The sequence below is a fragment of the Paracoccus sp. N5 genome (assembly GCF_000371965.1).
Classification (GTDB): Bacteria; Pseudomonadota; Alphaproteobacteria; order Rhodobacterales; family Rhodobacteraceae; genus Paracoccus.
Window position 1 is genome coordinate 750,522 of the sequence record NZ_AQUO01000002.1, and the last position, 23,781, is coordinate 774,302.

Annotated in this window: 21 protein-coding genes and 1 pseudogene; 15 read left to right on the forward strand and 7 right to left on the reverse strand. The window is 67.8% G+C overall.

Annotated features, from left to right (window positions below):
* Positions 1-18: 18 nt before the first annotated feature.
* Positions 19-2,049, reverse strand: coding sequence for a transketolase (gene tkt / locus PARN5_RS0117975; RefSeq protein WP_018001162.1), 2,031 nt, complete (start codon positions 2,047-2,049; stop codon positions 19-21).
* A 149-nt stretch (positions 2,050-2,198) separates the two neighbouring features.
* Here tkt and PARN5_RS0117980 point away from each other — a divergent pair, with 149 nt between their 5' ends.
* Genes PARN5_RS0117980 through fba form a run of 5 tightly spaced genes read left to right on the forward strand, consistent with a single transcriptional unit; the run spans position 2,199 to position 6,267 of the window.
* On the forward strand, positions 2,199-2,972 hold the full coding sequence (locus PARN5_RS0117980) for a DeoR/GlpR family DNA-binding transcription regulator (RefSeq protein ID WP_018001163.1): 774 nt from the start codon (positions 2,199-2,201) through the stop codon (positions 2,970-2,972).
* Positions 2,973-2,981: 9 nt separating this feature from the next.
* Positions 2,982-3,755 carry a triose-phosphate isomerase gene (locus PARN5_RS0117985; RefSeq protein ID WP_018001164.1) on the forward strand — a complete coding sequence of 258 codons (774 nt, stop codon included), beginning with the start codon at positions 2,982-2,984 and terminating at the stop codon, positions 3,753-3,755.
* Positions 3,752-4,216 (forward strand): RpiB/LacA/LacB family sugar-phosphate isomerase, encoded by a 465-nt coding sequence (locus tag PARN5_RS0117990; protein ID WP_018001165.1) that lies wholly within the window; start codon positions 3,752-3,754, stop codon positions 4,214-4,216. The genes PARN5_RS0117985 and PARN5_RS0117990 overlap by 4 nt, the downstream gene beginning before the upstream one ends.
* A gap of 25 nt (positions 4,217-4,241) precedes the next feature.
* Positions 4,242-5,219 (forward strand): class 1 fructose-bisphosphatase, encoded by a 978-nt coding sequence (locus PARN5_RS0117995; RefSeq protein ID WP_018001166.1) that lies wholly within the window; start codon positions 4,242-4,244, stop codon positions 5,217-5,219.
* A gap of 7 nt (positions 5,220-5,226) precedes the next feature.
* Positions 5,227-6,267 (forward strand): class II fructose-bisphosphate aldolase, encoded by a 1,041-nt coding sequence (gene fba / locus PARN5_RS0118000; RefSeq protein WP_018001167.1) that lies wholly within the window; start codon positions 5,227-5,229, stop codon positions 6,265-6,267.
* Positions 6,268-6,361: 94 nt separating this feature from the next.
* Here the strand turns inward: fba and PARN5_RS0118005 are convergent, their stop codons facing one another.
* From PARN5_RS0118005 to PARN5_RS0118020, 4 genes are read right to left on the reverse strand one after another with little or no spacing between them, the layout of a single operon-like run.
* A complete protein-coding gene (locus tag PARN5_RS0118005) occupies positions 6,362-7,312 on the reverse strand; it encodes a sugar-binding transcriptional regulator (RefSeq protein ID WP_018001168.1) in 951 nt (316 codons plus the stop codon).
* A gap of 60 nt (positions 7,313-7,372) precedes the next feature.
* The gene (locus PARN5_RS0118010; protein ID WP_018001169.1) at positions 7,373-8,305 is read right to left on the reverse strand and encodes a TIM barrel protein; all 933 of its coding nucleotides are present in this window, start codon (positions 8,303-8,305) and stop codon (positions 7,373-7,375) included.
* Positions 8,306-8,312: 7 nt separating this feature from the next.
* Complete coding sequence (locus PARN5_RS0118015; RefSeq protein WP_018001170.1) at positions 8,313-9,830, reverse strand: glycerol-3-phosphate dehydrogenase; 1,518 nt, start codon at positions 9,828-9,830, stop codon at positions 8,313-8,315.
* A 3-nt stretch (positions 9,831-9,833) separates the two neighbouring features.
* The gene (locus tag PARN5_RS0118020; RefSeq protein WP_018001171.1) at positions 9,834-11,390 is read right to left on the reverse strand and encodes an FGGY-family carbohydrate kinase; all 1,557 of its coding nucleotides are present in this window, start codon (positions 11,388-11,390) and stop codon (positions 9,834-9,836) included.
* 371 nt (positions 11,391-11,761) lie between these two features.
* On the opposite strand from PARN5_RS0118020, the gene PARN5_RS0118025 reads away from it, so the two are divergent.
* The 8 genes and pseudogenes from PARN5_RS0118025 to PARN5_RS0118065 all read left to right on the forward strand — a co-directional run bounded on the left by PARN5_RS0118025 (position 11,762) and on the right by PARN5_RS0118065 (position 21,120).
* On the forward strand, positions 11,762-12,427 hold the full coding sequence (locus PARN5_RS0118025; protein ID WP_026155549.1) for a DUF2291 domain-containing protein: 666 nt from the start codon (positions 11,762-11,764) through the stop codon (positions 12,425-12,427).
* Complete coding sequence (locus tag PARN5_RS0118030; RefSeq protein ID WP_018001173.1) at positions 12,424-13,947, forward strand: sugar ABC transporter ATP-binding protein; 1,524 nt, start codon at positions 12,424-12,426, stop codon at positions 13,945-13,947. Before PARN5_RS0118025 ends, PARN5_RS0118030 begins: the two co-directional genes overlap by 4 nt.
* Positions 13,948-13,972: 25 nt before the next feature.
* Positions 13,973-15,010, forward strand: a complete 1,038-nt coding sequence (locus PARN5_RS0118035; protein WP_018001174.1) for an ABC transporter permease — start codon at positions 13,973-13,975, stop codon at positions 15,008-15,010.
* Positions 15,011-15,097: 87 nt separating this feature from the next.
* A complete protein-coding gene (locus tag PARN5_RS0118040; RefSeq protein WP_018001175.1) occupies positions 15,098-16,045 on the forward strand; it encodes a D-ribose ABC transporter substrate-binding protein in 948 nt (315 codons plus the stop codon).
* A 108-nt stretch (positions 16,046-16,153) separates the two neighbouring features.
* Positions 16,154-17,677, forward strand: a complete 1,524-nt coding sequence (locus PARN5_RS0118045; RefSeq protein ID WP_018001176.1) for an FGGY-family carbohydrate kinase — start codon at positions 16,154-16,156, stop codon at positions 17,675-17,677.
* Positions 17,674-19,323, forward strand: a complete 1,650-nt coding sequence (locus PARN5_RS22570) for a glycerol-3-phosphate dehydrogenase/oxidase (protein WP_018001177.1) — start codon at positions 17,674-17,676, stop codon at positions 19,321-19,323. Before PARN5_RS0118045 ends, PARN5_RS22570 begins: the two co-directional genes overlap by 4 nt.
* Before the next feature lie 43 nt (positions 19,324-19,366).
* Complete coding sequence (locus tag PARN5_RS22575) at positions 19,367-19,759, forward strand: DUF4186 domain-containing protein (RefSeq protein WP_018001178.1); 393 nt, start codon at positions 19,367-19,369, stop codon at positions 19,757-19,759.
* A gap of 216 nt (positions 19,760-19,975) precedes the next feature.
* Positions 19,976-21,120: pseudogene (locus tag PARN5_RS0118065) on the forward strand (IS3 family transposase).
* Positions 21,121-21,202: 82 nt separating this feature from the next.
* Here PARN5_RS0118065 and PARN5_RS0118070 read toward each other — a convergent pair.
* Together PARN5_RS0118070 and PARN5_RS23690 are read right to left on the reverse strand one after the other, a co-directional pair.
* Entirely contained in the window at positions 21,203-21,868 is a 666-nt protein-coding gene (locus PARN5_RS0118070; protein WP_036744995.1) for a flagellar hook capping FlgD N-terminal domain-containing protein, read from the reverse strand.
* Positions 21,869-21,877: 9 nt separating this feature from the next.
* Positions 21,878-23,005 (reverse strand): flagellar hook-length control protein FliK, encoded by a 1,128-nt coding sequence (locus PARN5_RS23690; RefSeq protein WP_081615034.1) that lies wholly within the window; start codon positions 23,003-23,005, stop codon positions 21,878-21,880.
* Positions 23,006-23,184: 179 nt separating this feature from the next.
* On the opposite strand from PARN5_RS23690, the gene PARN5_RS22585 reads away from it, so the two are divergent.
* Together PARN5_RS22585 and PARN5_RS0118085 are read left to right on the forward strand one after the other, a co-directional pair.
* A complete protein-coding gene (locus PARN5_RS22585; RefSeq protein ID WP_018001181.1) occupies positions 23,185-23,376 on the forward strand; it encodes a hypothetical protein in 192 nt (63 codons plus the stop codon).
* Positions 23,373-23,687: a hypothetical protein gene (locus PARN5_RS0118085; protein WP_018001182.1), complete on the forward strand. Its 315-nt coding sequence runs from the start codon at positions 23,373-23,375 to the stop codon at positions 23,685-23,687. The genes PARN5_RS22585 and PARN5_RS0118085 overlap by 4 nt, the downstream gene beginning before the upstream one ends.
* Positions 23,688-23,781: the final 94 nt, after the last annotated feature.

A 23,781-nucleotide genomic window follows, 5' to 3' on the forward strand; every position in this document is an offset into this window, starting at 1 on the left:
CTCCGGGCGCGGCCGCTGTCACTTGCCGGCGAGCGTCTTCGCCCGCGCGACGATGGCGTCTTTCGTGATGCCGAACTCCTGATAGAGCCGGTCGATGGGGGCCGAGGCGCCGAAGCCGGTCATGCCGATCACGTCGTCCTCGCTGGCGACATAGCGGGTCCAGCCGAACTTGCCCGCCGCCTCGACGGCGATGCGGGGCGCGTCGCCCAGCGTTTCCGTGCGATAGGCTTCCGGTTGGGCGTCGAACAGCTCCCAGCTTGGCATCGAGACCACGGCGACCGACAGCCCTTCGGCGTGCAGCGCCTCGGCGGCCTCGACGGCGATGGCGACCTCGGTGCCGGTGGCGATCAGGGTCACGTCGCGCCCCTCCCCGAACTGGCGCAGCACATAGGCGCCCCTGGCGGTCAGGTTCTCGGTCCCCGCCTCCAGCCGCAGCTGCGGCACATCCTGCCGCGACAGCGCCAGCAGCGAGGGCACGTGCCGGTTGCGGATGGCGATGTCCCAGGCCTCCAGCGTCTCGACCGTATCGGCCGGGCGCAGGACGGTCAGGTTGGGGATCGCGCGCAAGGACGCCAGATGCTCGATCGGCTGGTGGGTCGGGCCATCCTCGCCCAACCCGATGCTGTCATGGGTCATGACATAGATCGTGCCCACCCCCATCAGCGCCGACAGCCGGATGGCGTTGCGGGCATAGTCCGAGAACACCAGGAAGGTGCCGCCATAGGCGATGAAGCCGCCATGCAGGTTGATGCCGTTCATCGCCGCGGCCATGCCGAATTCGCGCACGCCATAGCCGATGTAGCGGCCCGCCGCCTCGCGCGAATACTGGCTGTCCACCGCCGGAACCCGGGTCAGGTTCGAGCCGGTCAGGTCGGCGGAACCCCCGATCATCTCGGGCAGCGCCGGGGCCAGCGCCTCCAGCGCCATCTGGCTCGCCTTGCGGGTCGCGGCCTTTTTCGGCGCGGCGAAAAGCCGGGCGCGGGCGTCCTGCAAGGTCGGCTCGTAATCGCCGGGCAAGGTGCCGGCCTGGCGGCGGTCGAACTCGGCGCGCAGATCCTCGGGTTTCGCGGCCAGGCGCGCTTCCCAGTCGGCGCGGGCCTTGGCGCCGCGTTGGCCGATCTCGCGCCACGCGGCGGCCAGGTCCTCGGGGATGGCGAAGGGCTCGGCCGACCAGCCGATGGCCTCTTTCGTCAGCGCCGCCTCGTCCTTGCCCAAGGGCGAGCCGTGGACGGCATAGGAACCGGCCTTGTTGGGCGAGCCGAAACCGATCACCGTTTTCATCGCGATCAGCGAGGGTTTGCCGGTCTCCGCCTTGGCGGCGGTGATGGCGGCGTCCAGCGCGCGGCCGTCATGGCCGTCGCAGCTTTGCACATGCCAGCCCATCGCCTCGAACCGCGCCGGGATGTTTTCCGAGAAGGACACCGAGGTCGGCCCGTCGATGGTGATCGCGTTGTCGTCGTAAAGCACGATCATCTTGCCCAGGCCCAGATGGCCGGCAAGGCTGGCGGCCTCTTGCCCGATGCCCTCTTGCAGGCAGCCGTCGCCAAGCATGACGTAAGTGTGATGATCGACCAGATCGCTGCCGAACTCGGTGGCCAGCCGGCGCTCGGCCAGGGCCATGCCGACGGCGGTGGCCAGCCCCTGCCCCAGCGGGCCGGTGGTGGTCTCGATGCCCTTGGCATGGCCGTATTCCGGGTGGCCCGCCGTGATCGCGCCCCATTGCCGGAAATTGCGGATCTGCTCGATGGTCATGTCCTCGTAGCCGGCCAGGTGCAGCACGCTGTAAAGCAGCATCGAGGCATGGCCGTTCGACAGCACGAAGCGGTCGCGATCCGGCCAGTCGGGGTTTTTCGCGTCGAATTTCAGGTGCTTGCCGAACAGCACCGCGGCGGCATCGGCCATGCCCATGGGCGCGCCGGGATGGCCGGAATTGGCGGCGTTCACCGCGTCGATGCTGAGCGCGCGGATGCAGTTCGCCAGCGCGAAGTTCTGCGGATCAAGCGCGGCCTTCGCCGCGATCGCGGGGTCTTTGGGCGAATCTAAAGGCATGGTCGGTCCTCCTTTTGACGCAATCCCATACACGCGCCGCATAAAAATAACAACGTCAAATCACAACATCACAAAATTCATGTTGAAATTGCGCAGCGGATTGTTAGAAAGGTATCGGGCCGGGCGATTCCCGCGCAAGGAGGGATGTCGTGAAGCGCGAGGAACGCAGGCAAGCCATCATGGATCTGCTGGTCGCGGCGCGCGCCGTCGACCTCGATGATCTGGCCGAGCGTTTCGCGGTCTCGAAGATGACCATCCACCGCGACCTCGACGACCTGGAACAGGCGGGGCTCTTGCGCAAGGTGCGCGGCGGCGCCACCATCGAGGCCGGCAAGCAGTTCGAAAGCGATTTCCGCATCCGCGAATTGCAGGACAACGAGGCCAAGGCCCGCATGGCCCGCGCCGCGCTGGACCTGGTCGAGCCGGGGATGAGCGTCATGGTCAACGACGGCTCGATGGCGGCGCTGCTGGGGGCGCGGCTGGTCGAGAAGGCGCCGCTGACCGTCATCACCAACAACGCGGCGGTGATCGAGCCGCTGAAGGAGGTCTCGCGCATCACGCTGATCGCGCTTGGCGGCGTGTTCTCCGCCAAGTTCAACGCCTATTTCGGCCAGCTGACCGAAAACGCCCTGGCGCGGCTGCGGGCCGACCTGGCCTTCATCTCGGCCCCGGCGGTCAGCGGCTTGCAGGCCTTTCACATGGACGATGCGGTGATCCGGGCCAAGCGCGCCATGATGGCCGCGGCCGAGCGCAGCGTGCTGCTGGTCAACCACCGCCGCTTCGGCCAGACCGCGCTGCACAGCCTGGCCGACCTGGCGGAATTCGACGCCATCATCACCGACGCCGCCCCTGCGCCCGAGGATCGCGCCGCGCTGGACCGCGCCGGCATCCCCCTGACCATTGCCAAGCATTCTGACCGTTAGGACGACGACATGACCGAATTCTGGATCGGCACCAGCTGGAAGATGAACAAGACCCTGGCCGAGGCCCGCGCCTTTGCCGAGGGGCTGGCCGCCGCCGATACCGCCCGCGACCCGCGCATCCAGCGCTTCGTGATCCCGCCCTTCACCGCGGTGCGCGAGGTCAAGGCGCTGCTGGCCGACACCTCGGTCAAGGTCGGCGCGCAGAACATGCATTGGGCCGACGCGGGCGCCTGGACCGGCGAGATCTCGCCCCTGATGCTGCGCGACTGCAATCTCGACATCGTCGAGCTGGGGCACAGCGAACGCCGCGAGCATTTCGGCGAGACGGACGAGACCGTGGGCCTCAAGACCGAGGCCGCGGTGCGCCACGGCCTGATCCCGCTGATCTGCATCGGCGAGACCCTGGCCGAACGCGAATCCGGCCGGGCGCAGGAAGTGCTGGAGACCCAGGTGCGCGGCGCGCTGGCCAAGCTCTCGGCCGAGCAGAAATTCGCGCCGATCCTGCTGGCCTATGAGCCGGTCTGGGCCATCGGCGTGAACGGCATCCCCGCGACATCGGACTATGCCGATGCGCGACAGGCCGAGATTATCGCCGTGGCGCAGGAGGTGCTGGGCCGGCGCATCCCCTGCCTCTACGGCGGCTCGGTCAACCCCGGCAATTGCGCCGAGCTGATCGCCTGCCCGCATATCGACGGGCTTTTCATCGGCCGCTCGGCCTGGAGTGTCGAGGGCTATCTGGACATCCTGGCGCGCTGCGCCGCAACCATCGGAGACGTGAAATGAAACTGGCAATCGCAGGCGACAGCGCGGGTGAAGGTCTGGCCAAGCTGCTGGCCGACCACCTGAAGGACAAGCACGAGGTTTCCGAAATCAGCCGCACCGAGGCGGGCGCGGATGCCTTCTATGCCAATCTCTCGGACCGGGTGGCAAGCGAGGTCGCGGCCGGCACCTATGACCGCGCCATCCTGGTCTGCGGCACCGGCATCGGCGTCTGCATCGCCGCGAACAAGGTTCCGGGCATCCGCGCCGCCCTGACCCATGACACCTATTCGGCCGAACGCGCCGCGCTGTCGAACAACGCCCAGATCATCACCATGGGCGCGCGGGTGATCGGCACCGAGCTCGCCAAGGCCATCGCCGACGCTTGGCTGGCCGAGACGATGAACTTCGACCCGAACGGCCGCTCGGCCGGGAACGTCTGCGCCATTGACGAAGTGGACGCGAAATACAACAAGGCCGGCTGAGTCCGCCCGCACGCAAAGGCCCGCCATGCTGAAACTGCCGAACGACGGCCCCGCCACCGGCCGCCCGCTTTCCGACGTGCTGGCGGGCGACGGCCCCGCCGCCATCACCCTGGCGATTGCCCGGGCCCAGCCGGCGTTGGCCGCGCGGCTGGCCGCCGGCCGGCTGCATGGCGACCCCGAAGCCGTGGTCGGCACCAATGACAGCGGCGACAGGCAGAAGGCGCTGGATGTCGCCGCCCATCACCACATGCTGGACGCGCTGGCCGCAGCAGGCGTCGGCCGGGTGCTGTCCGAGGAGGCCGAGGCGGTCGTCACCCTGAACCCGGGCGGCGCCTGGGACGTGGCGATGGACCCGATCGACGGCTCGGGCAGCATCGGCATCGGCGCGCCGCTGGGCATGCTGTTCAGCATCCTGCCCGCCGCGCCCGAAGGCTTCCTGCGCCCCGGCCGGGCCGTGGTCGCCGCCGGCTACGCCAGCTTCGGCCATTCACTGGATTTCGGCTGGTCGCTGGGCGATGGCACCCATGTCGCCGGCTATGATGCCGAGGCGGGGCAGTTCCGCCTGACCCGCGAGCGCGTGCAGCTGAAACCCACCGCCTCGACCATCGCCTACAACGCCTCGAACGAACGCCACTGGCCGCCGGGCCTGCAAGCCTGGGTGCAGGAGCTGCGCCAGGGCAAGGACGGCCCGCGCGGGCGCGACTTCAACATGCGCTGGCTCGCCGCCGCCGTGGGCGAATTGCACCGCATCCTGCTGAAGGGCGGCGCCTTCCTCTATCCCGCCGACCGCCGACCGGGCTATGAGAACGGCCGGCTGCGGCTGATCTACGAATGCTGCCCCATCGCCTTCCTGATCGAGCAGGCCGGCGGCATCGCCTCGGACGGCCGCCAACCGATCCTCGACCGCCAACCGCAGGGGCTGCACGAGATGGTGCCGCTGTTCTTCGGCGCGCGCGAGGAAGTCGAAACCATCCTGTCCCATCTCGCCATCAGCAAAGGATAAACAGCCCATGGCCATGATCACGCTGCGCCAGCTTCTCGACCATGCGGCCGAGAACGGCTATGCCGTCCCCGCCTTCAACATCAACAACATGGAGCAGGGGCTCGCGGTGATGAACGCCGCCGCGGCGACCGACAGCCCGGTGATCCTGCAGGCCAGCCGCGGCGCGCGCGCCTATGCCAACGATGCCGTGCTGGCCGGGCTGATCCAGGGCCTGTCGCGGGCCTTTCCCGACATTCCGCTGTGCATGCATCTGGACCATGGCAACGGGCTTGCGACCTGCGCCACGGCGATCCAGAACGGCTTTACCAGCGTGATGATGGACGGCTCGCTGCAGGCCGACGGCAAGACCCCCGCCGATTACGCCTATAACCGCGACATCACCGCCCGCGTGGTCGAGATGGCCCATGCCTGCGGCGTCTCGGTCGAGGGCGAGCTGGGCGTGCTCGGCAGCCTGGAAACCGGCATGGGCGACCAGGAGGACGGCCACGGCGCCGAGGGCCGGCTGTCCGAGGATCAGCTGCTGACCGATCCCGACGAAGCGGTGCGCTTCGTGAACGACACCCAGGTCGATGCCCTGGCCATCGCCATGGGCACCAGCCACGGCGCCTACAAGTTCACCCGCAAGCCCGACGGCGCCATCCTGGCCATGCATGTGATCGAGGAGATCCACCGCCGCCTGCCGAACACGCATCTGGTCATGCACGGCTCAAGCTCGGTGCCCGAGGACCTGCAGCAGGTCATCAACGCCTATGGCGGCGACATCAAGCCGACTTGGGGCGTCCCGGTCGAAGAGATCCAGCGCGGCATCAAGTCGGGCGTGCGCAAGGTCAACATCGACACCGACAACCGGCTGGCGATGACCGCCGCGATCCGCAAGAAGCTCAGCGAAGAGCCTGCGGAATTCGATCCGCGCGGCTATCTGAAACCCGCCATGGCGATGATGTCCGAGGTCTGCAAGGCGCGTTTCGAGGCCTTCGGCACCGCCGGCAACGCCGCGAAGATCCGCCCGCTTCCGCTGGCGGCGATGGCGAAACGCTACGCCGCCTGATCCGGGCGCGCGCGGCGCCAGCCGCGCCACCCCCGGCCCAGCGGCAGCGTCCGGGGCGAGCTCTGCTCGCCCCGCCCTCGTTTGCGGACAGGCTTCAGTCGGCCAGCAGCCGCGCCGTCGCCTCGTCGGTGATCAGCCCCGAAAGCCGGCCGCTTTGCAGCACCGCCCGCACCGCGCCGACCTTCTCGGCACCGCCGGCAATGGCCACGATGCGGCTGCCTTCCGGGCCGTCCAGGCTGACCGACAGCGTGCGCGCGCTCAGCGTGGTTTCCAGCACCCGGCCCTGCGCATCGAAGAAATGCCCCAGCATCTCGCCCCGCGCGCCGGCGGCATTGATCTCGGCGATCTCATGCGGCTCGATCATGCCCGAGGCGACAAGCTGCGCCCCGGCATCCGCGGTGCCGATCCCCACCACCTTCAGGCCGGCGCCGTTCGACAGGTCGAACAGCTCGCGCACGCCGGGCTGGGCCAGCAGCACCGCCAGATCCGCCTCGGAATTGGCAAAGAACGGCACCGGCAGGACATAGCCCTGCGCCCCGGTCTTCTGCGCCAGGGCATACATCACGTCATGCGGGTTGGTGGCGTAATGCCGGGTAAAGCCGCCCAGCAGCGACACGAAGCGCACGCCATGCGCGTCGAAGCGCGGCAATTGCTGCACCGCCGCCGCCAGCGTGCGGCCATGACCCAGACCGATCACCGCATCCTCGCCGCGCTCGATCTCGCGGCGCAGGAATCCGGCGCCGGCCAGGCCCAGGGCGCGCAAGGGCAACCCTTCCTCGCCCAGTTCCGGCGCGACCTCGCAGTAATCCAGGCCATAGCGGGCGCAAAGCCGGTCCTCAAGCGCGGCGCATTCGACGATCTCGCCGTCGATCGAGACCTTGACCACGCCCTCGGCCACCGCCCGCGCGATCAGCCGATGCGCCTTGACCGAGGGCACGCCCAGGCGCTTCGCCACCGCCGCCTGGGTCAGGCCGCCGGCATAATGCAGCCAGGCCGCGCGGATGGCGAGGCTTTGTTCGGGGTCCATCGCACCGCGCGAGGCCATCACGCGATCCGATAGGCGGGGGGCTGGCGTCTCATCGCGGGCGTCCTTTGCTATCCGGTTCTAGATATTCAACTTATCCGCGCCGCTGTCGATATGCGGCGCCCAGAAGGCGACGCTTTCGGCGATCTGCGCGATCACCTGGCGGTCGTTCGGCTCGCGTTCCTTGAAGCTGAGTTCCAGGCAGATCTCGTTGTCCTTCGCCCCGCCCTCGGCCAGGGCCGCCAGCAGCGGCTCGGGCTGGATCGCCCCCTTGGCATTGTATTCGGCGGTGAAGGGCCGGTGGCCGGACTTGTCCATCATCGACTGCTTGATGTGGATGATGGGGCTGACCTTCGGCACCGCCCGCGCCCAGGCATAGGGGTCGGTGTCGTCGGGGTTGGGGCTGGTCACGTCGCCATGGTCGATGTCGGCCATCATCCACATCGGCACCGCCATGCCGGCCGCCGTCAGCCGGTCCTGCAAGGCCATGCAGGCCGCGATGGTCTCGCCGAATTCGCGCCCGATGCTCATCGGCTCCCAGAAAACGTAGGCCAGGCCCGCCGCCCTGGCGTGCTCGGCCACCTCGGCCCAAGCGTCGATGGCGATGCGGATCAGCTCCTCGCGCCGGGCCGGGTCGTCATAGTCGCGATAGGTGAAGATCGCGAATTGCGTGCCGACGGAATGCCCGCCCAGGTCGCCGATGATGTCGGCGAATGTCTTGAACCAGTCGACGTAATAGCGCCGCACCTCGCGGTCGGGATGGCCGAAGTGGTTGAGCCGCCCATAGGGCCCGGTCATGCCGCTGGTGACGCGCACGCCGGTGCGGGCCAGCGCCGCGCCCATGGTTCGGGTCAGGCGGCGGATCACCGGGGCGGGCCAGCTCGGGTTGATGAACTCATGCGTCAGTTGCAAGTCGCGGATCTTCAGATCGCGCGCCACGGTGTCGATCAGGTCGTCCGGTTCGGCGAAGCGGTTGACCAGCGGATTGGTGTTCAGCGACAGCGTCAGGGCCATGGTGTCCTCAGGCGGCTTGGGCGAGGTCCGAGCCGGCGAACCAGTCGGCAAAGGCGCGGCGCTGGTCCTCGGTCAGGTGCAGGTAATGCTTGGTGCGGCGATAGAGGATGTCCTCGGGCGTTTGCGCCCATTCGCGCGCGACCAGATAGCGCGCCTCGGCCTCGTAGAGATTGCCGCCGAAATGCCGGCCCAGGTCGGAAAGCGACAGCGCCCCCGCCACCACGTCGCGGGTCCGGGTGCCGTAAAGCCGGCCATAGTGGTGCAGCAGCCCGCGCGGCATCCAGGGGTTCAGCTCGCGCAGCAGTTCCGCATAGCTTTCGTAATCGGCATTGGCCATGTCGCCGCCGGGCAAGGGCGCGCTTTCGGTCCAGTCCGGACCCATGGCCGGGAACACCTCGCGCAGCCGATGCATGCCGCGCTCGGCCAGCTCGCGGAAGGTGGTGATCTTGCCGCCGAAGACGTTCAGCAGCGGCGCGCCGCCGGTCTGGTCCAGATCGAAGACATAGTCCCGCGTCACCGCCGAAGGGTTGCCCTTGCCATCGTCGAACAGCGGCCGCACGCCCGAAAAGCTGTGCAGCACGTCGTCGCGCCGCAGCTTCTGCTTGAAATAGCGGTTCACGGCGGCGATCAGGTATTCGATCTCGGATTCGTCGGCCGTGACGTCCTCGGCCCGGCCGTCATAGGCGATGTCGGTGGTGCCGATCAGCGCCTTGTCGCCCTCATAGGGGTTGATGAAGATCACCCGCTTGTCGTGGTTCTGCACCAGATAGGCATTGGCGCCCGCCCACCATTTCGGCACGATGATATGGCTGCCCTTGACCAGCCGCACGTTGCGGCTGGACTGCGCGCCCGCCACCCGGCCGATCACGTCCGACACCCACGGCCCGGCGCAGTTCACCACGCAGCGGGCGCGGAAAGTCCGCAGTTCTCCGGTGATCTCGCTGCGGGTCTGCACGGTCCAGGCGCCGTCCTCGCGCCGGGCCGAAATGCAGGGGCTGCGGGTCAGCACCTCGGCGCCGCGCTCGGCGGCATCGACGGCGTTCAGCACCACGAGGCGGGCGTCATCGACCCAGCAATCGGAATATTCGAAACCCTTGACGTATTCGTCCAGCAGCGGCGCGCCCTCGGGGTCGCGACGCAGGTCCAGCGTGCGGGTGCCGGGCAGCTTCTGCCGCCCGCCCAGATGGTCGTAAAGGAACAGCCCCAGCCGCACCAGCCAAGCGGGCCGGTCCTGCGGCGAATGCGGCAGCACGAAGCGCATCGGCCAGATGATATGCGGGGCGGCGTTCAGCAGCACCTCGCGCTCGATCAGCGCCTCGCGCACCAGGCGGAACTCGTAATATTCCAGGTAGCGCAGCCCGCCATGCACCAGCTTGCCCGAGCGCGACGAGGTGCCCTGCGCCAGGTCGTCCTTTTCGCAAAGCACCACCTTCAGGCCCCGCCCGGCGGCATCGCGCGCGACGCCGGCGCCGTTGATGCCGCCGCCGATGACGAAAAGGTCGATCATCTCTTGATCCTGGGCCATGTCTCAATCTCCTGTCCGGGTGCGGGCCAGCGCGTCCCATGCGGGCGGCAGCGCCTGCCGCGAGGCGGAAAATGCGGGGAAAAGCCGCGCATAGGCGGCGGCGAGTTCGGGATCGGGCGCCTCGGCCGCGCCCAGAAGCGGCGTGACCCATTCGGCGATGCAGGATTCCATGTCGGGATAGGCGCCGATGGCGACGGCGGCCATCATCGCAGCGCCGGCCGCGCCGGCCTCGTCGCGCCCGGACACCCGCACCGGGGCGTCGAGCGCGGCCGAGAGGATGCCGCGCAAGCCGCGCGAGCGCGCGGCGCCGCCGGTCAGCCGCAGCTCGGCCGGCAGCGGACCCATGGCGGCGTAGCAGTCGCGCATCGCCATGCCCAGCCCCTCGGCCACGGCGCGGATCAGGTCGGGATAGCGATGCCCGGCCGACAGGCCGACGAAGCCCGCGCGGGCATCGGCATTGACGAAGGGGCCACGCTCGCCCGCCTCGGAGATATAGGGGTGATAGACGATCTGGCCCGGCTTCGACTGCGCCAGCCAGCCCTCGATCCGGTCGACCAGGTCGCGATGCGTGACCGGCTGGCCCAGGTCGGACATGATCCCCGCCGCGATGCCCAGGATCCAGTCCAGGTTCAGCGTCGCCGCCATATTGGTCTGCACCTGGGTCACGACGCCGGGGATCGGCAGGCAGATGACATAGCCGGTGCCCTGCGCGTTCAGATGCACGTCCTGCGCGCGCACCGCCCGCAGATGCACGCCGGTCGAGCCGACGGTCGAGCAGGCGACATCGCCCGCCCCGCCATAAACCCCGGCACCCAGCGCGGTCATTACCATGTCCACATAGCCCAGGCTGACCGGCGTGCCAGCGCGCAGGCCGGTGGCGCGGGCGGCCTCGGGCGTCAGCGGATGGGTAAGCTGCGAGCCATCGACGATCTCGGGCAGCAGGGCGCGGCGATGCTCCAGCCCCAGCGCGGCGATCACCGTGTCGTCATAGCGCCGGTCGCGGAAATTGCCGAAGGTGAAGCTGGCCTCGGACGGGTCGGTCGCCCGCACCCCGGTCAGGTTCAGATAAAGCCAGTCCTTGCAATGCAGCGCCACCTCGGCCCGGTCCAGCAGTTCCGGGCAATGCGCGTCCATATGCGCCATCTGGCTGCCCTGCTGGCAGGTGTTGAGCCCGGTGCCGGTCGCCTCGAACCGGGCGCGATTCGCCGGACCGGCGGCCAGCCGCGCCACCGTCGGCGCGGCGCGGGCGTCGAGCCACAGCCAAGCGTCGCCCACTGGCCCGTCGCGGCCGACCAGCCAGGTGCCGTCGCCCTGCGCCGTGACCGAGAGCGCGGCGGTGCGGGCGGCAAGATCGGGCAGTTTCTCGCCCAGGCCCCGCAGCGCGGCGGCGCAGTCGTCCCAGGTCTGCGCCAAGGGTTGCGTGGCCGAGCCGTCGCCGCCGGCCTGATAGCGGTTCGGCACCGAGGCCGCGGCGATCTGCCGCCCGCCCAGGTCGAAGGCCACCGCCTTGATGACCGAGGTGCCGGCGTCGATGCCGATCAGGATGTCAGCCCCGGCCATGGCGCGCCGTCCTGCGGGGGTCGGTGGGGTGGTGATGCATGGTGCCCTCCTCCGCCCGGACCACGGCCGCGGCGGCAAGCCAGCCCGGACGGGCGTGGCGAACTCCTCGGTCATTTTCATACCGCAGATTACCCGTCGCGGGAATGCATTTTTTTACGGACATAGCAAAAAATTTCAGTTACTGTCATCCGGACGGCAGGATTCGGGCGATGCCCCGCACCCGCCGGCAGGAGGAGACTGCCAGGCATGACCAGCCAGAGGAGGGGCCGGACAATGCAAGGAAATCCCAGATATTCCCCGCGGGATGCCCGCCGCCCGGCGGCCTGATTCGTATCCGCCCGCGCAACATTCACCAGATCCGAGGCATGAACATGGTCCAGAGCACTGCCCCGACCGGCCAAGCCCCCAAGGCCCCCGCGGCATCGCGGCGCGGGCTTTTCCTGAGCATCGCCGCGGCGGCCGTCGTGCTGGCCGGCATCGCGCTTGACACCAAGATCGTGCATATCGGCTCGGAAGCCGACGTGCGTCAGCAGGCCTTCTCGCCCGACGGCTACGGCCAGACGGAGTTCCCCCGTATCCGCGACGCCGTGAAGGCCAAGGCGGGCGAGGCGCCCGAGGTCGCCGCCGCCATCGCCGCCGACAAGGACGCGGCCATCGCCAAATACGGCACCCCGGCCTCGACCGGGGCGATCCTCTCGGTGCGCGTGACCGGCACGGCGGGCGAGCCCAAGGCCGGGATCTATCCGCTGGCGGTCGAGGGCCTGCCCGAAGGCGTCGCCGTCCGCGTCCAGACCGGCCCGGCGATCAACGGCACCGACCTGCGCGACGCGCCCGGCGACATCGCCTTCGGCAGCTTCAAGAACCAGATCGAATACCAGAACGCCGGCTCGGGCATCAACCGCGCCATGAAGGCCGAGGTGCTGGACAAGATCGACGCCGCGAACCTGACCGGCAAGACCGTCGAAGTCGTGGGCGCCTTCCGCCTCATCAATCCCAAGAACTGGCTGATCACCCCGGTCGAGGTGGTGGTGAAATGACCCGCGCCGCAAGCCCCCGCGGCGAGGTCGTCCTGGCCGCCCGCAACGTCGCCAAGTCCTATGGCAGCGTCCATGCGCTGAAGGGCGTGAATTTCGACATCCATCGCGGCCAGGTAACGACCTTGTTCGGCGAGAACGGCGCCGGCAAGTCCACGCTGATGAAGATCCTGTCGGGCGTCATCCAGCCCACCAGCGGCGAGATCATCCTGGACGGCCAGCCCGTGGCCTTTGCCAGCGCCAACGAGGCGCGCGACCGCGGCATCTCGATCATCCACCAGGAGCTGAGCCTGGCCCCGAACCTGTCGGTGCGCGACAATATCTTCATGGGCCGCGAGATCATGGGCCCGACCGGCGTCGATTTCGCCGAAGAGGAACGCCAGGTCCGCCGCCTGATGGAGGAGCTGGAGGAAAACATCGACCCGCTGACCCCGGTCGAGGAACTGCGCCTGGGCCAGCAGCAGATCGTCGAGATCGCCCGCGCGCTGTCGGTGGACAGCCGCATCCTGATCATGGACGAGCCGACCAGCGCGCTTTCGGCCGGCGAGGTCGAGGTGCTGTTCAAGGTCATCCGCGACCTGACCGCCAAGGGCGTCAGCATCGTCTATATCTCGCACCACCTGGAAGAGGCGCTGACGATCACCGACCATGCCGTGGTGCTGCGCGACGGCAACATGACGGCTTATGCGCCGCGCGCCGAGATCGACCTGGAGTGGATCGTGCGCAACATGGTCGGCGACAATTACGACCTGGGCGCGCCGCCCGCGACCCGCTTCGGCGAGGTGGCGCTGTCGATCCGCAATCTCTCGGTGCCCGACCCGGCCGGCTTCAACCTGGTGGACAAGCTGTCGCTCGACGTGCGCGCGGGCGAGATCGTCTGCATCTACGGCCTCATGGGCGCCGGCCGCACCGAGCTGCTGGAGACCTGCGCCGGGCGGCTGCGGCCCTCGGGCGGCGAGATCGTGCTGGAAGGCCGCGAGATCTCGCATCTGTCGATCGCCGAGCGCATCGCGCGCGGCCTCGCGCTGGTGCCCGAGGACCGGCAGCGCGACGGGCTGGTGCAGACCATGACCGTGGGCGAGAACCTGTCGCTGGCCTCGATCGGCCGCTTCACCCGCGGGCTGTTCACCAGCCGCGGCGCCGAGAAGAAGCTGATCCAGGACAGCATCCGCGAGGTCACCGTCAAGACCTCGGGCGGCCATGCCGCCATCGGCTCGCTCTCGGGCGGCAACCAGCAGAAGGTCGTCATCGGCAAGATGCTGGCGACCAAGCCCAAGGTCATCATGCTGGACGAGCCCTCGCGCGGCATCGACATCGGCGCCAAGGCCGAGGTGTTCCGCCTGCTGGCCGAGGGCGCGAAACAGGGCCTTGCCGTGCTCTATTCCACATCCGAGGTCAGCGAATGCCTGTCCATCGCGCATCGCATCATCGTCATGCACAAGGGCCGCATCTCGGCCGAATTCGATTCCACCGTCACCAAGGAAAAGATCATGGCCGCCTCGGGCGAGTCCGTGGCTGCCTGACGGTCCTGTGAGGGAGGAAACACCTATGTCCGCCACGACCGCCGCCACCGCCCCCAAGAAGGCCGAGTTCAGCATCGGCCGCTTCCTGCTGGAAGGCCGGGCCTTCTTTGCGCTGATCGCCATCATCGCGGTCTTCTCGTTCCTGTCGCCGAACTATTTCACCCTGGCGAACTTTCTCATCATGTCCTCGCAGGTGGCGATCTACGGCATCCTGTCCATCGGCATGCTGCTGGTGATCCTGAACGGCGGCATCGACCTGTCCGTGGGCTCGATCCTGGCGCTCTGCGGCGTGGTCGCCGGCGCGATGATGCAGGGGGTCGAGCTCGACTGGGCCGGGGTGATCCTCTACCCGCCGGTCTGGGCCGTCGTCATCCTGACCATCGCCGTCGGCGCAGCAGTGGGGGCGCTGAATGGGGTGCTGATCTCGATCTTCAAGGTGCCGCCCTTCGTCGCTACGCTGGGGGTGATGTATGTCGCCCGCGGCGTCGCGCTCTTGATGACCAACGGGCTGACCTACAACAACCTGCGCGGCTCGGCCGAGCTGGGCAACACCGGCTTCAACTGGCTGGGCTTCAACCGCATCGCCGGCATCCCGATCTCGGTCATCGTGCTGGCGACGGTGGCGGTGCTGGCCGGGCTGATGCTGTCGCGCTCGGCCTTTGGGCGCTGGCTCTATGCCTCGGGCGGCAACGAACGCGCGGCCGAGCTTTCGGGCGTGCCAACCCGCCGGGTCAAGATCACCGTCTACACCATCTCGGGCGCGCTGGCCGCCATCGCCGGGCTGGTACTGTCCTCGCAGCTGACCTCGGCCGGGCCGACCGCCGGCACCACCTACGAGCTGACCGCCATCGCGGCGGTGGTGATCGGCGGCGCGGCGCTGACCGGCGGGCGCGGCACGGTGCGCGGCACCATGCTGGGCGCCTTCGTCATCGGTTTCCTGTCGGCGGGCCTCGTCATCATCGGCGTCAGCTCCTACTGGCAGACCGTGTTCACCGGCGCGGTGATCGTGCTCGCGGTGCTGATGAACTCGATCCAATACGGGCGCGGTGGCCGCAAGGGCTGACCCCGCATGACCTTCCCGCCGGGCGGAACGGCTGCCCGGCGAAAGCCTGCCGCAAGGCAGGAAACCAACCCCAAGGGAGTGAGAAGAATGTTCAAACTGACCCGTCGCGCGCTGCTGGCCGCCGCTGCTTCGCTGCCCCTGATGGCAGCGGCCGCCTCGGCCGAGGGCCTGATCTCGATCATCGTCAACGACCCGGCGAACCCCTATTGGTTCACCGAGGGCGAGGTCGCCAAGAAGACCGCCGAGGAGATGGGCTATACCGCCAACGTGGCCGCGCATCGCGGCGACACCAATACCGAAAGCACGCTGATCGACACCGCGATCACCAACAAGTCGGTGGCGATCATCCTGGACCCCGCGAACGCGGACGGCTCGGTCGGCGCGGTGCAGAAGGCGGTCGATGCCGGCATCCCGGTGATCCTGGTCAATGCCGAGATCAACCAGGAAGGCCTGGCCAAGGCGCAGCTGGTGTCGAACAACGCCCAGGGCGCGGCGCTTGGGGCCCAGGCCTGGGTCGAGACCGTGGGCGACAAGGGCAAATATGTCGAACTGTTCGGCGCGCCCTCGGACAACAACGCCCAGACCCGCTCGAACGGCTATGAAACGGTGCTGAGCCAGTATCCCGATCTGGAGAAGGTCGGCCAGGAGGTCGCGAACTGGGACCGCACCCAGGGCTACCAGAAGATGCAGTCGCTGTTGCAGGCCAACCCGGACATCAACGGCGTGATCTCGGGCAATGACGAGATGGCACTGGGCGCGATTGCCGCGCTGAAAGAGGCCGGCAAGCTGGACGCGGTGAAGGTCGGCGGCTTCGACGGCTCGCCCGATGCGGTGGCGGCGGTCAAGGCCGGCGAGCTGCAATATACCGTGCTGCAGCCGGTGGCGATCTTCTCGGCCGAGGCGGTCAAGCAGGCGGATGCCGTAATCAAGACCGGCAAGACCGGCGTGGACACCGAAAAGCAGCTGTTCGACTGCCTGCTGATCGACCAGTCGAACGCCGACAAATACACGGCGCCCTTCGTGCTGGAACAATAACCGCCGCTGCCGGGTGCGGAGCCGCTCCGCCCCCGGCCCTGCACGCCCCGCGCCCCGCCCTCCCCCTTTCGCGGCGCGGGGCGCGCACTTGTGCCCGACGAGGTTCCCATGCCCCTGCTGCTTGGCATCGACAACGGCCTGACCGTGACCAAGGCGGTGATCTTCGATCAGGCCGGCCGAGTGCTGGCCACCGCGCGCCGCCGCGTGCCGCAGATCATGCCGCGCCCGCGCCATGTCGAGCGTGACATGGACGTGCTCTGGACCCAGACCGCCGCCGCCATCGCCGAGGCCGTCGCCGCCTGCGGCCGCCCGGCCGGCGAGATCGCCGCCGTGGCCGCCACCGCGCATGGCGACGGCGTCTATGTGCTGGACCGCGACGCCCGTCCGCTGGGCAACGGCATCCTGTCGCTGGACAGCCGCGCCGGCGCGGTTGTCGCCGGCTGGCAGGCGGACGGCACCGCCGAACGCGCGTTGGCCCGCACCGGGCAGATGCCGCATGCCTCGGCGCCCTCGGCCTTGCTGGCCTGGATGCGCGACCACGACCCCGAACGCTTTGCCCGCATCGCCCATGTGCTCGCCTGCAAAGACTGGCTGCGCCTGTGCCTGACCGGCCGCATCGCCACCGACCTGACCGAGGCCAGCACCTCCTTCACCGATGTCGCGACCCAGCGCTACGCGCCCGACATCCTGCCGCTGTTCGGCCTGGAGGCGCTGGCCGGGACGCTGCCGTCGATCCTGCTGCCCGGCGCCGTCGCCGGCCATGTCACGCCGCAGGCCGCCGCCCTGACCGGCCTTGTCGCCGGCACGCCGGTCGCGGCCGGGCTGCATGACGTGACCGCCTCGGCGCTTGGCGCGGGCGGCCATGCGCCCGGCACGGTCGCCATCGTCGCCGGCACCTATTCCATCAACGAGACCGTCTCGGACACCCCGAAGGTCGATCCGCGCTGGTTCTGCCGCAACGGGCTGGAGCCGGGCGCGTGGAACGCCATGTCGATTTCTCCTGCATCGGCCGCGAATTACGACTGGTTCCTCGACACGCTCTGCGGCGCCGAGCGCCGCGAAGCCGAGGCGCAGGGCCGCGCCTTCCACGCCGAGATCATCCCGGAGATCGAGGCCGCCATGGTCCGGCCCTCGACCGCGATCTTCCACCCGTTCCTGTTCGGCTCGCCGCTGGGGCCCACGGCCAGCGCCGGCTTCTTCGGGTTGCGCGGCTGGCAGGATCGCGGCGACATGCTGCGCGCGGTGATCGAGGGCATCGCCTTCAACCACCGCATCCATGTCGATGCCCTGCGCGAGGGCTTTCAGCCCACCAAGGCTCGATTGACCGGAGGAATCTCGCGCAGCCCGCTGTTTGCACAGCTTTTTGCCGACGCGCTGGGAATGCCGGTCTCGGTCAGCGACACCGATGAGGCCGCCGCCTGGGGGGCGGCGCTTTGCGCGGGCGCCGCCGTGGGGCTGTTCCAAAGCCCGCGCCACGATCCGCGCGACATGGCGGCGCTGACCCGCCATTACGCCCCCGATCCCGCCCGCAGCGCGGCGCTGGCCGAACGCTATGCCCTCTTTACCGAACTGACCCAGGCGCTGGCGCCGATCTGGCCCAGGATCGAGGCGCTGGCAAAGGAAGCCCCATGACGGAAGACATCGACGTGCTGATCCTCGGCGCCGGCATCAACGGCGCGGGCCTGTTCCGGGATCTTTGCGAACAGGGCGTGACCAGCGTGATCTCGGACAAGGGCGATTTCGGCGGCGGCACCTCGGCGGCGCCGTCGCGGCTGATCCATGGCGGCATCAAATACCTGGAAACCGGCGAGCTGGGGCTGGTCGCGCAATCGACGCTGGAGCGCAACCTGCTGCTGAAGAACGCCCCGCATCTGGTGCGGCCGCTGCCCACGGTGATCCCGATCTTTTCCTGGCTCAAGGGCATCCCGGCGGCGCTGCGCACGCTGATGGGCTCGACCACGGCGCCGCGCAGCCGGGGCGCGGTGCTGATGAAGCTGGGCCTGGCCATGTATGATTTCTACGGCCGCCGCCACCGGGCGATGCCGCGCCACCAGCTCTGGTCGCGGGCGCGGGCGCTGCGCGAGATCCCGCCCCTGACCCCGCGCATCGTCGCCGCCGGGCAATATTACGACGCCACGGTGACGCAGCCCGAGCGGCTGGTCTGGGAGCTGATCGCCGACGGGCTGCGCGCCAACCCGGCCAGCCGCGCTTTGAACCACACGGCCATTGCCGGCACGGACGGCGACCGCGTGACGCTGGACACGCCCGAGGGCCCGCTGGCCCTGCGCCCGCGCATCGTCGTCAATGCCGGCGGCCCCTGGATCGACCGGATCAATGCCCAGCTTGGCCTGCCCTCGAAGCTGATCGGCGGCACCAAGGGCTCGCATATCCTGCTGGATCATCCCGAGCTGCTGGCGGCGCTGAACGGCCGCATGATCTATTTCGAGGCCGACGACGGCCGCATCTGCCTGGTCTTCGACTATCTGGGCCGGGCGCTGGTCGGCTCGACCGACATCCGCGCCGAGGATCCCGACAGCGTGACCTGCACGGAACCCGAGATCGACTATTTCCTTGCCGCGCTTGGCAGCCTGTTGCCCGGGTTGCGGTTCGACCGCAGCCAGATCGTCTATGCCTATGCCGGCATCCGGCCGCTGCCGAATTCCGAGGGCGTGGCGCCGGGGCTGATCAGCCGCGACCACTCGGCCCCGGTGGCCGAGCCCGAGGGGGGCCGGCGCTGGCCCGTGGTCTCGCTGGTCGGGGGCAAATGGACCACCTTCCGCGGCTTTGCCGAGGAGATAACGGACAGCCTGCTCGCGCGGCTGGGCCGCGTGCGGCAGGTCTCGACCCGCGGCCTGCCGATTGGCGGCGGCCGCGACCTGCCAAGCGATGCGGCGGCGCGGCAGGACTGGATCGCCCGCGCCTGCGCCCAGACCGGCGCCGATCCGGCACGGGCGGCGGAACTCCTGGACCGCTATGGCAGCACTGCGCTGCCGATCCTCGCGGCCGAGGGCGCGCGGCCCGAGCGGCTGGCCGATGCGCCGGGCTACAGCCTGGCGGAATTCGACTGGATGATCCGGCACGAGCAGGTCCGCAGCCTGGCCGATGTGGTGATGCGCCGCAGCGCCATCGCCGTCGCCGGCCGGCTCTCGGGCCGCGATCTGGACAGCATCGCCGCGCTTTGCGCCCGGGCGCTCGGCTGGGACGAGGCGCGCCGGGCGGCGGAGCTGGCCGCGACCCGGCAGATGCTGACCGCGCGTCATCGCCTGCGCCTGGGCTGAGCGGGGGGTTTTCCCGCGGCCCGCGCGATCCTATCTGCCAGGGATGGACGAATTCGACGCCCTCCTGCAGCGGCTTTCCCGGTCGCGGTTCCGCGCCCGCTTTCACCTTGGCGCGGCCGAGCGCGCCTATGCCGACAGCAAGGGCCGCGGTGCTATCGCCCGCCATGCCGGCGATTTCATCGCCACGCGGCTGGCGCCGGCCGAGCCGCGCAATGACGGCCGGCAGACGCCGATGCGCGGTCATCCGGTCTTCCTGGCCCAGCATGCCACCGCCTGCTGCTGCCGGTCGTGCCTGGCGAAATGGCACGGCCTGCCGCCCGGCCGCGCGCTGACCCCGTCCGAACAGGCGCGGCTGGTCACGCTGCTGATGCGCTGGATCGACCACGAGATGGGCTATGCGCCGCCCCAAGCCAGGCATGACGGCAATCCGGCCTGACCGGTAGCTCTCTCCTGTTGGAGAAAAGCCGCCGCTTGGCCGGCAATGATAAACCACGGTCAACTTTTCCTGGCTGCCCGAGCTTCGCATGCCGCCCGAAATGCTTGATCCATAATTGCGGAAACGAGGGCGGTGTGAGCACCTCCCCGAAAATCGGACAGTGACGTAAGCTCTGATCTTCCGTCTGCTGGTCTCCAAGAACGAGGAGAACAGACGATGTCGAAACGCAGGAACCATGACGCGGGCTTCAAGGCTCGCGTGGCGCTGGAAGCCGTGAAGGGCGAGCGCACCGTGTCGGAGCTGGCCGCGGAATACGGCGTGCATCCGACGATGATCCACCAGTGGAAGAAGGCGCTGCTCGAGGGGGCATCGGACATCTTCGAACGCGGCAGGAAGAAGAAGGCCGAGGTCGACGAGGAGACGGTGCGATCGCTGCACGCCAAGATCGGAGAGCTGGCCGTCGCCAACGATTTTTTGTCACGAAAGCTCAAGCCCTGGACCGGCAGGTGAGGCGCGGGATGATCGAACGCTCTCACCCCACGCTGTCGGTCGGGGCGCAATGCCGTCTGCTGTCGATCTCGCGGTCGTCGTTCTACTACGCACCGCAGGGCGAGACCGAGATGAACCTGGCGCTCATGCGGCTGATCGACCGTCAGTTCCTGGAAACCCCCTTCTACGGCGTCCAGCAGATGACCTGGCACCTGCAGAACGAAGGGCACCCAGTGAACATGAAGCGCATCCGGCGGCTGATGCGGCTCATGCGTCTGATGCCGATCTACCAGAAGCCCAACACCAGCAAGCCTGCGAAGGGGCACAAGACCTACCCCTATCTGCTGGGTGGCCTGCGGGTCGATCGGCACAACCATGCCTGGTGTGCCGACATCACCTATCTGCCGATGCGACGAGGCTTCCTCTACCTGGTCGCCATCATGGACTGGTTCACCCGCAAGGTGCTGGCCTGGCGCATCTCGAACACGCTCGAAGCCGACTTCTGCGTCGAGGCGCTGAACGAGGCGGTCCACCGCTTCGGCCCGCCCGAGATCATGAACACCGATCAGGGCTCGCAGTTCACGTCCTTCGCCTGGACCGACCGGCTGAAACGGATCGGCACCCGGATCTCGATGGACGGCAAGGGCCGGTGTCTCGACAACATCTTCATCGAGCGCCTTTGGCGGTCCCTGAAGTATGAGTGCGTCTATCTGCACGCCTGGGAGACCGGCTCGCAGGCGAAGGCGGGCGTTGGCCGATGGATCACCTTCTACAACCACCAGCGGCCCCACGCCGCCCATGGCGGACAGCCGCCCGCCGTGGTCTACTTCAACCAGATCGAAACCGATCAGCAGGGGCAGAGAGTAGCTTAAATCATCCCGGAAACTGTCCAAGAGATGGGGAGTAGCTCAGTGAAGCGTGACCTCTTCTGCCGCATGGCTCCCGGCCCGCTTCTCATTGTCGCAATGCCGTTACCTCGTCGAGCGTGGCCGAGCCGCCGCCCGCGAGCACCAGCCTTGCTCCGTCCGTCGTCATCTCGGCGCCTGTCACGCGGGTGTAGGCCTCGACTTCCTTGGTTTCGACGATCGTGCCATCTTTCGAACCTTCGATGCGGAAGCTGTACAATCCTTCGGGCAAAAGATCGCCATTGGCGCGCTTGCCTTGCCAATCGACCTCGCCCGAGCCGGTGCCGATGCTTTCACGCAGAACTTCATTCCCCTGCGCATCCAGGGTGACAAGCTCGATCTTGTCCACATCCGCCACGCTCTCGATTTGCAACGTCATCGGAGATTGATCGAACCAGACCGGCGCGCTGGTGCGGACCTCGCGGCCGATCCAGCCGGACAACTGGCCCAAGGCGCCGCCGCTGGTCCCCTCGAGCAACTGACTGAGCAACTGGTTGGTCTGAACCTGCTGCTCGACCCCCGAGAAGGTTGCCAGTTGCACCGCGAATTCCGTTCCCTCCATCGGGTTGAGCGGATCCTGGTTCTTGATCTGGGTCGTCAGCATCTTGAGGAAGGTTTCGAACTCGCTGTTCGTCCCGCTGCTTTCGGATGCGGTGCCCGTGCTGTTCTGGCTGCTGGAGTAGCCCACGCCTGTTGCCGCCGATATGCTTGCCATCTTCTGATCCTAGATTCTGATGTCGATTCGCCGATCCGCGATCGGCCGAGGTCTTGCCGGCACAACTTGCTCGGCGAGAATGTTGTTTAGATCGCGCTGGCCGGAGCCGCGCAGGTCGCGCACGAAATTGCTGCGGTCACGGCCTTCGTTCCCGCCCGAGAACGAGATGTCCGCTCCGAAAATGCCGGCATTGCGCAGTTCCTTGTCCAGCGTCTCCGCGTTGCGGCGCAAGAGATCAAAGGTCTCGGGGCGATCGGCGAAAACGGTCACGGCGGGCTTTTCGCCGGATGCGATCACCAGCCGGACCTTGCCCAACTCCTCGGGAGAAAGCGCGATCTCGACCACACCCTCCGCGCCTTCGGAAAGCTTCTCGCCCAGTTGCCGCAACAGGTGCCGCGGCTCGGTGGGAACCTGCGCGCGCATGCTGCCGTGGGCTTCCGGCGGTGCAGCTGCGGCCTTGCCCTCATGCATGGAAATCGCCACGGTTGTCTGGTCCGGCAGGTCGAATGACGCCGTCTTGTCAGGCTTGTCACCAGTTTGATTCACTGCCGGCTTTTCCGGCTGCGGCGCCTTGGCATCCACGGCTGGGCTCGCTTCACGTGGAGGCACCGGGTCGGCATATGATGCTGACACCGACTGGCTCGGCGCACTTTCACGGATTGTCGCTGTCGGTGCAGGCAATAGCTCTTGGGCGTCGGCTGATTCGTCTGGGCTGCTTTGGGCGACGGCGGCCGCTTGCATTGAAGCAGGCACCTGCCCTTCCTGACCAGCTGCGCCCAAGGACGTGCTCGGCAGCACGACATCCGTCCCGCCTCCGGTAACGACAGGAGGCGTTGCGCGTTCAACCGTGAGCGTGACGCCCTGTATCTCTTCTTCCGCGGGAAGAATCGCCGCATCGAGCGACGGTGAGACAAGGAGCGGCGCCTCGGGAACCGTGTCGAGTTCCGCCTGGTCTTCCGGATCCTGCGTTTCATCAATATCTTCGCTGTTCTCCTCCGCCGCGACATCTTCCTCCGCGACAGCCGTTTCCTCGAAAAGCGCCGCAAACGCGGAAGCACCCGAATCTTTGCCGCGCTCGGTCATGACCGGCGCCTGCCCCGGCGCCACAGCGCAGCCTTGCAAGCTCATGATTTCCATCCGCAGGCAACCTTTCCCAGCCGAACCGACTTGCGCGACATTGGCACAGGGTGATTACCAAATATTTACCGATCCCCCGTAAAGTCTTAGCTGTCGAAACTTTTATTCATCAGGAGGCTTTCTTGGATGTCAGCCCTATAGCCAGGATCAGCCAGCCGCCGCTGAAGAACGCGCGCGGCATGGCGGATGGCCTGGAGCAAGCGTTCCTTTCGGAAATGTTGAAATCCGCCGGCCCGCGCGAAGCCAGTGGCGAATTCGGCGGCGGCATAGGCGAATCGCAATTCGCGAGTATGCTGAATGACGCTTATGCGCAGGCAATCAGCGAACGCATCGACCTGAAGCTCATCCCCGGTGATGGAGGCGGGAAATGACCGAAGCACTGGCCTTTCTTGAACAGGCAAGGCGGCACCTGCTCGCCTCTGAACCGGACATCGCCCTTGAAAGGATAAAGGAATTCGAACAATCGCTGCTGGCTGGACAGGTCCGCAAGGACAGCGTGAATGCCTGTTCGCAGGCGCTGCTCGCCGTCCGGGCATTGGCCGATGCGGCGCGCGAGGGGGTTGCGGCCGCCCAACGCCAGCTCGCCGAGATATCGGCCCTGTCGCGCAAGCTTGATACCTATGATCGCGAGGGCCGGCGTATCGGCAGTCCGGTCGCGCAACCGCGGGAGAAACGATTTTGAATAAACTTGTTCCGACATTCGAATTGAAACGATGGCGGAATTCAGGATTTATTCATTCCAGACGGATACACCGGACAACGTGATGCAGATCACC

What these genes read in the sequence shown, in the direction of transcription:
- PARN5_RS0118070 (WP_036744995.1), bottom strand. Translation starts at nt 21,868, where the DNA reads ATGGCAAGCATATCGGCGGCAACAGGCGTGGGCTACTCCAGCAGCCAG.
- PARN5_RS0118010 (WP_018001169.1), bottom strand. Translation starts at nt 8,305, where the DNA reads ATGGCCCTGACGCTGTCGCTGAACACCAATCCGCTGGTCAACCGCTTC.
- PARN5_RS23690 (WP_081615034.1), bottom strand. Translation starts at nt 23,005, where the DNA reads ATGGAAATCATGAGCTTGCAAGGCTGCGCTGTGGCGCCGGGGCAGGCG.
- PARN5_RS0117985 (WP_018001164.1), top strand. Translation starts at nt 2,982, where the DNA reads ATGACCGAATTCTGGATCGGCACCAGCTGGAAGATGAACAAGACCCTG.
- PARN5_RS0118020 (WP_018001171.1), bottom strand. Translation starts at nt 11,390, where the DNA reads ATGGCCGGGGCTGACATCCTGATCGGCATCGACGCCGGCACCTCGGTC.
- PARN5_RS0117995 (WP_018001166.1), top strand. Translation starts at nt 4,242, where the DNA reads ATGCTGAAACTGCCGAACGACGGCCCCGCCACCGGCCGCCCGCTTTCC.
- PARN5_RS22575 (WP_018001178.1), top strand. Translation starts at nt 19,367, where the DNA reads ATGGACGAATTCGACGCCCTCCTGCAGCGGCTTTCCCGGTCGCGGTTC.
- PARN5_RS0117990 (WP_018001165.1), top strand. Translation starts at nt 3,752, where the DNA reads ATGAAACTGGCAATCGCAGGCGACAGCGCGGGTGAAGGTCTGGCCAAG.
- PARN5_RS0118005 (WP_018001168.1), bottom strand. Translation starts at nt 7,312, where the DNA reads ATGGCCTCGCGCGGTGCGATGGACCCCGAACAAAGCCTCGCCATCCGC.
- PARN5_RS22570 (WP_018001177.1), top strand. Translation starts at nt 17,674, where the DNA reads ATGACGGAAGACATCGACGTGCTGATCCTCGGCGCCGGCATCAACGGC.
- PARN5_RS0118030 (WP_018001173.1), top strand. Translation starts at nt 12,424, where the DNA reads ATGACCCGCGCCGCAAGCCCCCGCGGCGAGGTCGTCCTGGCCGCCCGC.
- PARN5_RS0118040 (WP_018001175.1), top strand. Translation starts at nt 15,098, where the DNA reads ATGTTCAAACTGACCCGTCGCGCGCTGCTGGCCGCCGCTGCTTCGCTG.
- PARN5_RS0118085 (WP_018001182.1), top strand. Translation starts at nt 23,373, where the DNA reads ATGACCGAAGCACTGGCCTTTCTTGAACAGGCAAGGCGGCACCTGCTC.
- PARN5_RS22585 (WP_018001181.1), top strand. Translation starts at nt 23,185, where the DNA reads ATGGCGGATGGCCTGGAGCAAGCGTTCCTTTCGGAAATGTTGAAATCC.
- PARN5_RS0118045 (WP_018001176.1), top strand. Translation starts at nt 16,154, where the DNA reads ATGCCCCTGCTGCTTGGCATCGACAACGGCCTGACCGTGACCAAGGCG.
- fba (WP_018001167.1), top strand. Translation starts at nt 5,227, where the DNA reads ATGGCCATGATCACGCTGCGCCAGCTTCTCGACCATGCGGCCGAGAAC.
- PARN5_RS0118015 (WP_018001170.1), bottom strand. Translation starts at nt 9,830, where the DNA reads ATGGCCCAGGATCAAGAGATGATCGACCTTTTCGTCATCGGCGGCGGC.
- PARN5_RS0118035 (WP_018001174.1), top strand. Translation starts at nt 13,973, where the DNA reads ATGTCCGCCACGACCGCCGCCACCGCCCCCAAGAAGGCCGAGTTCAGC.
- tkt (WP_018001162.1), bottom strand. Translation starts at nt 2,049, where the DNA reads ATGCCTTTAGATTCGCCCAAAGACCCCGCGATCGCGGCGAAGGCCGCG.
- PARN5_RS0118025 (WP_026155549.1), top strand. Translation starts at nt 11,762, where the DNA reads ATGGTCCAGAGCACTGCCCCGACCGGCCAAGCCCCCAAGGCCCCCGCG.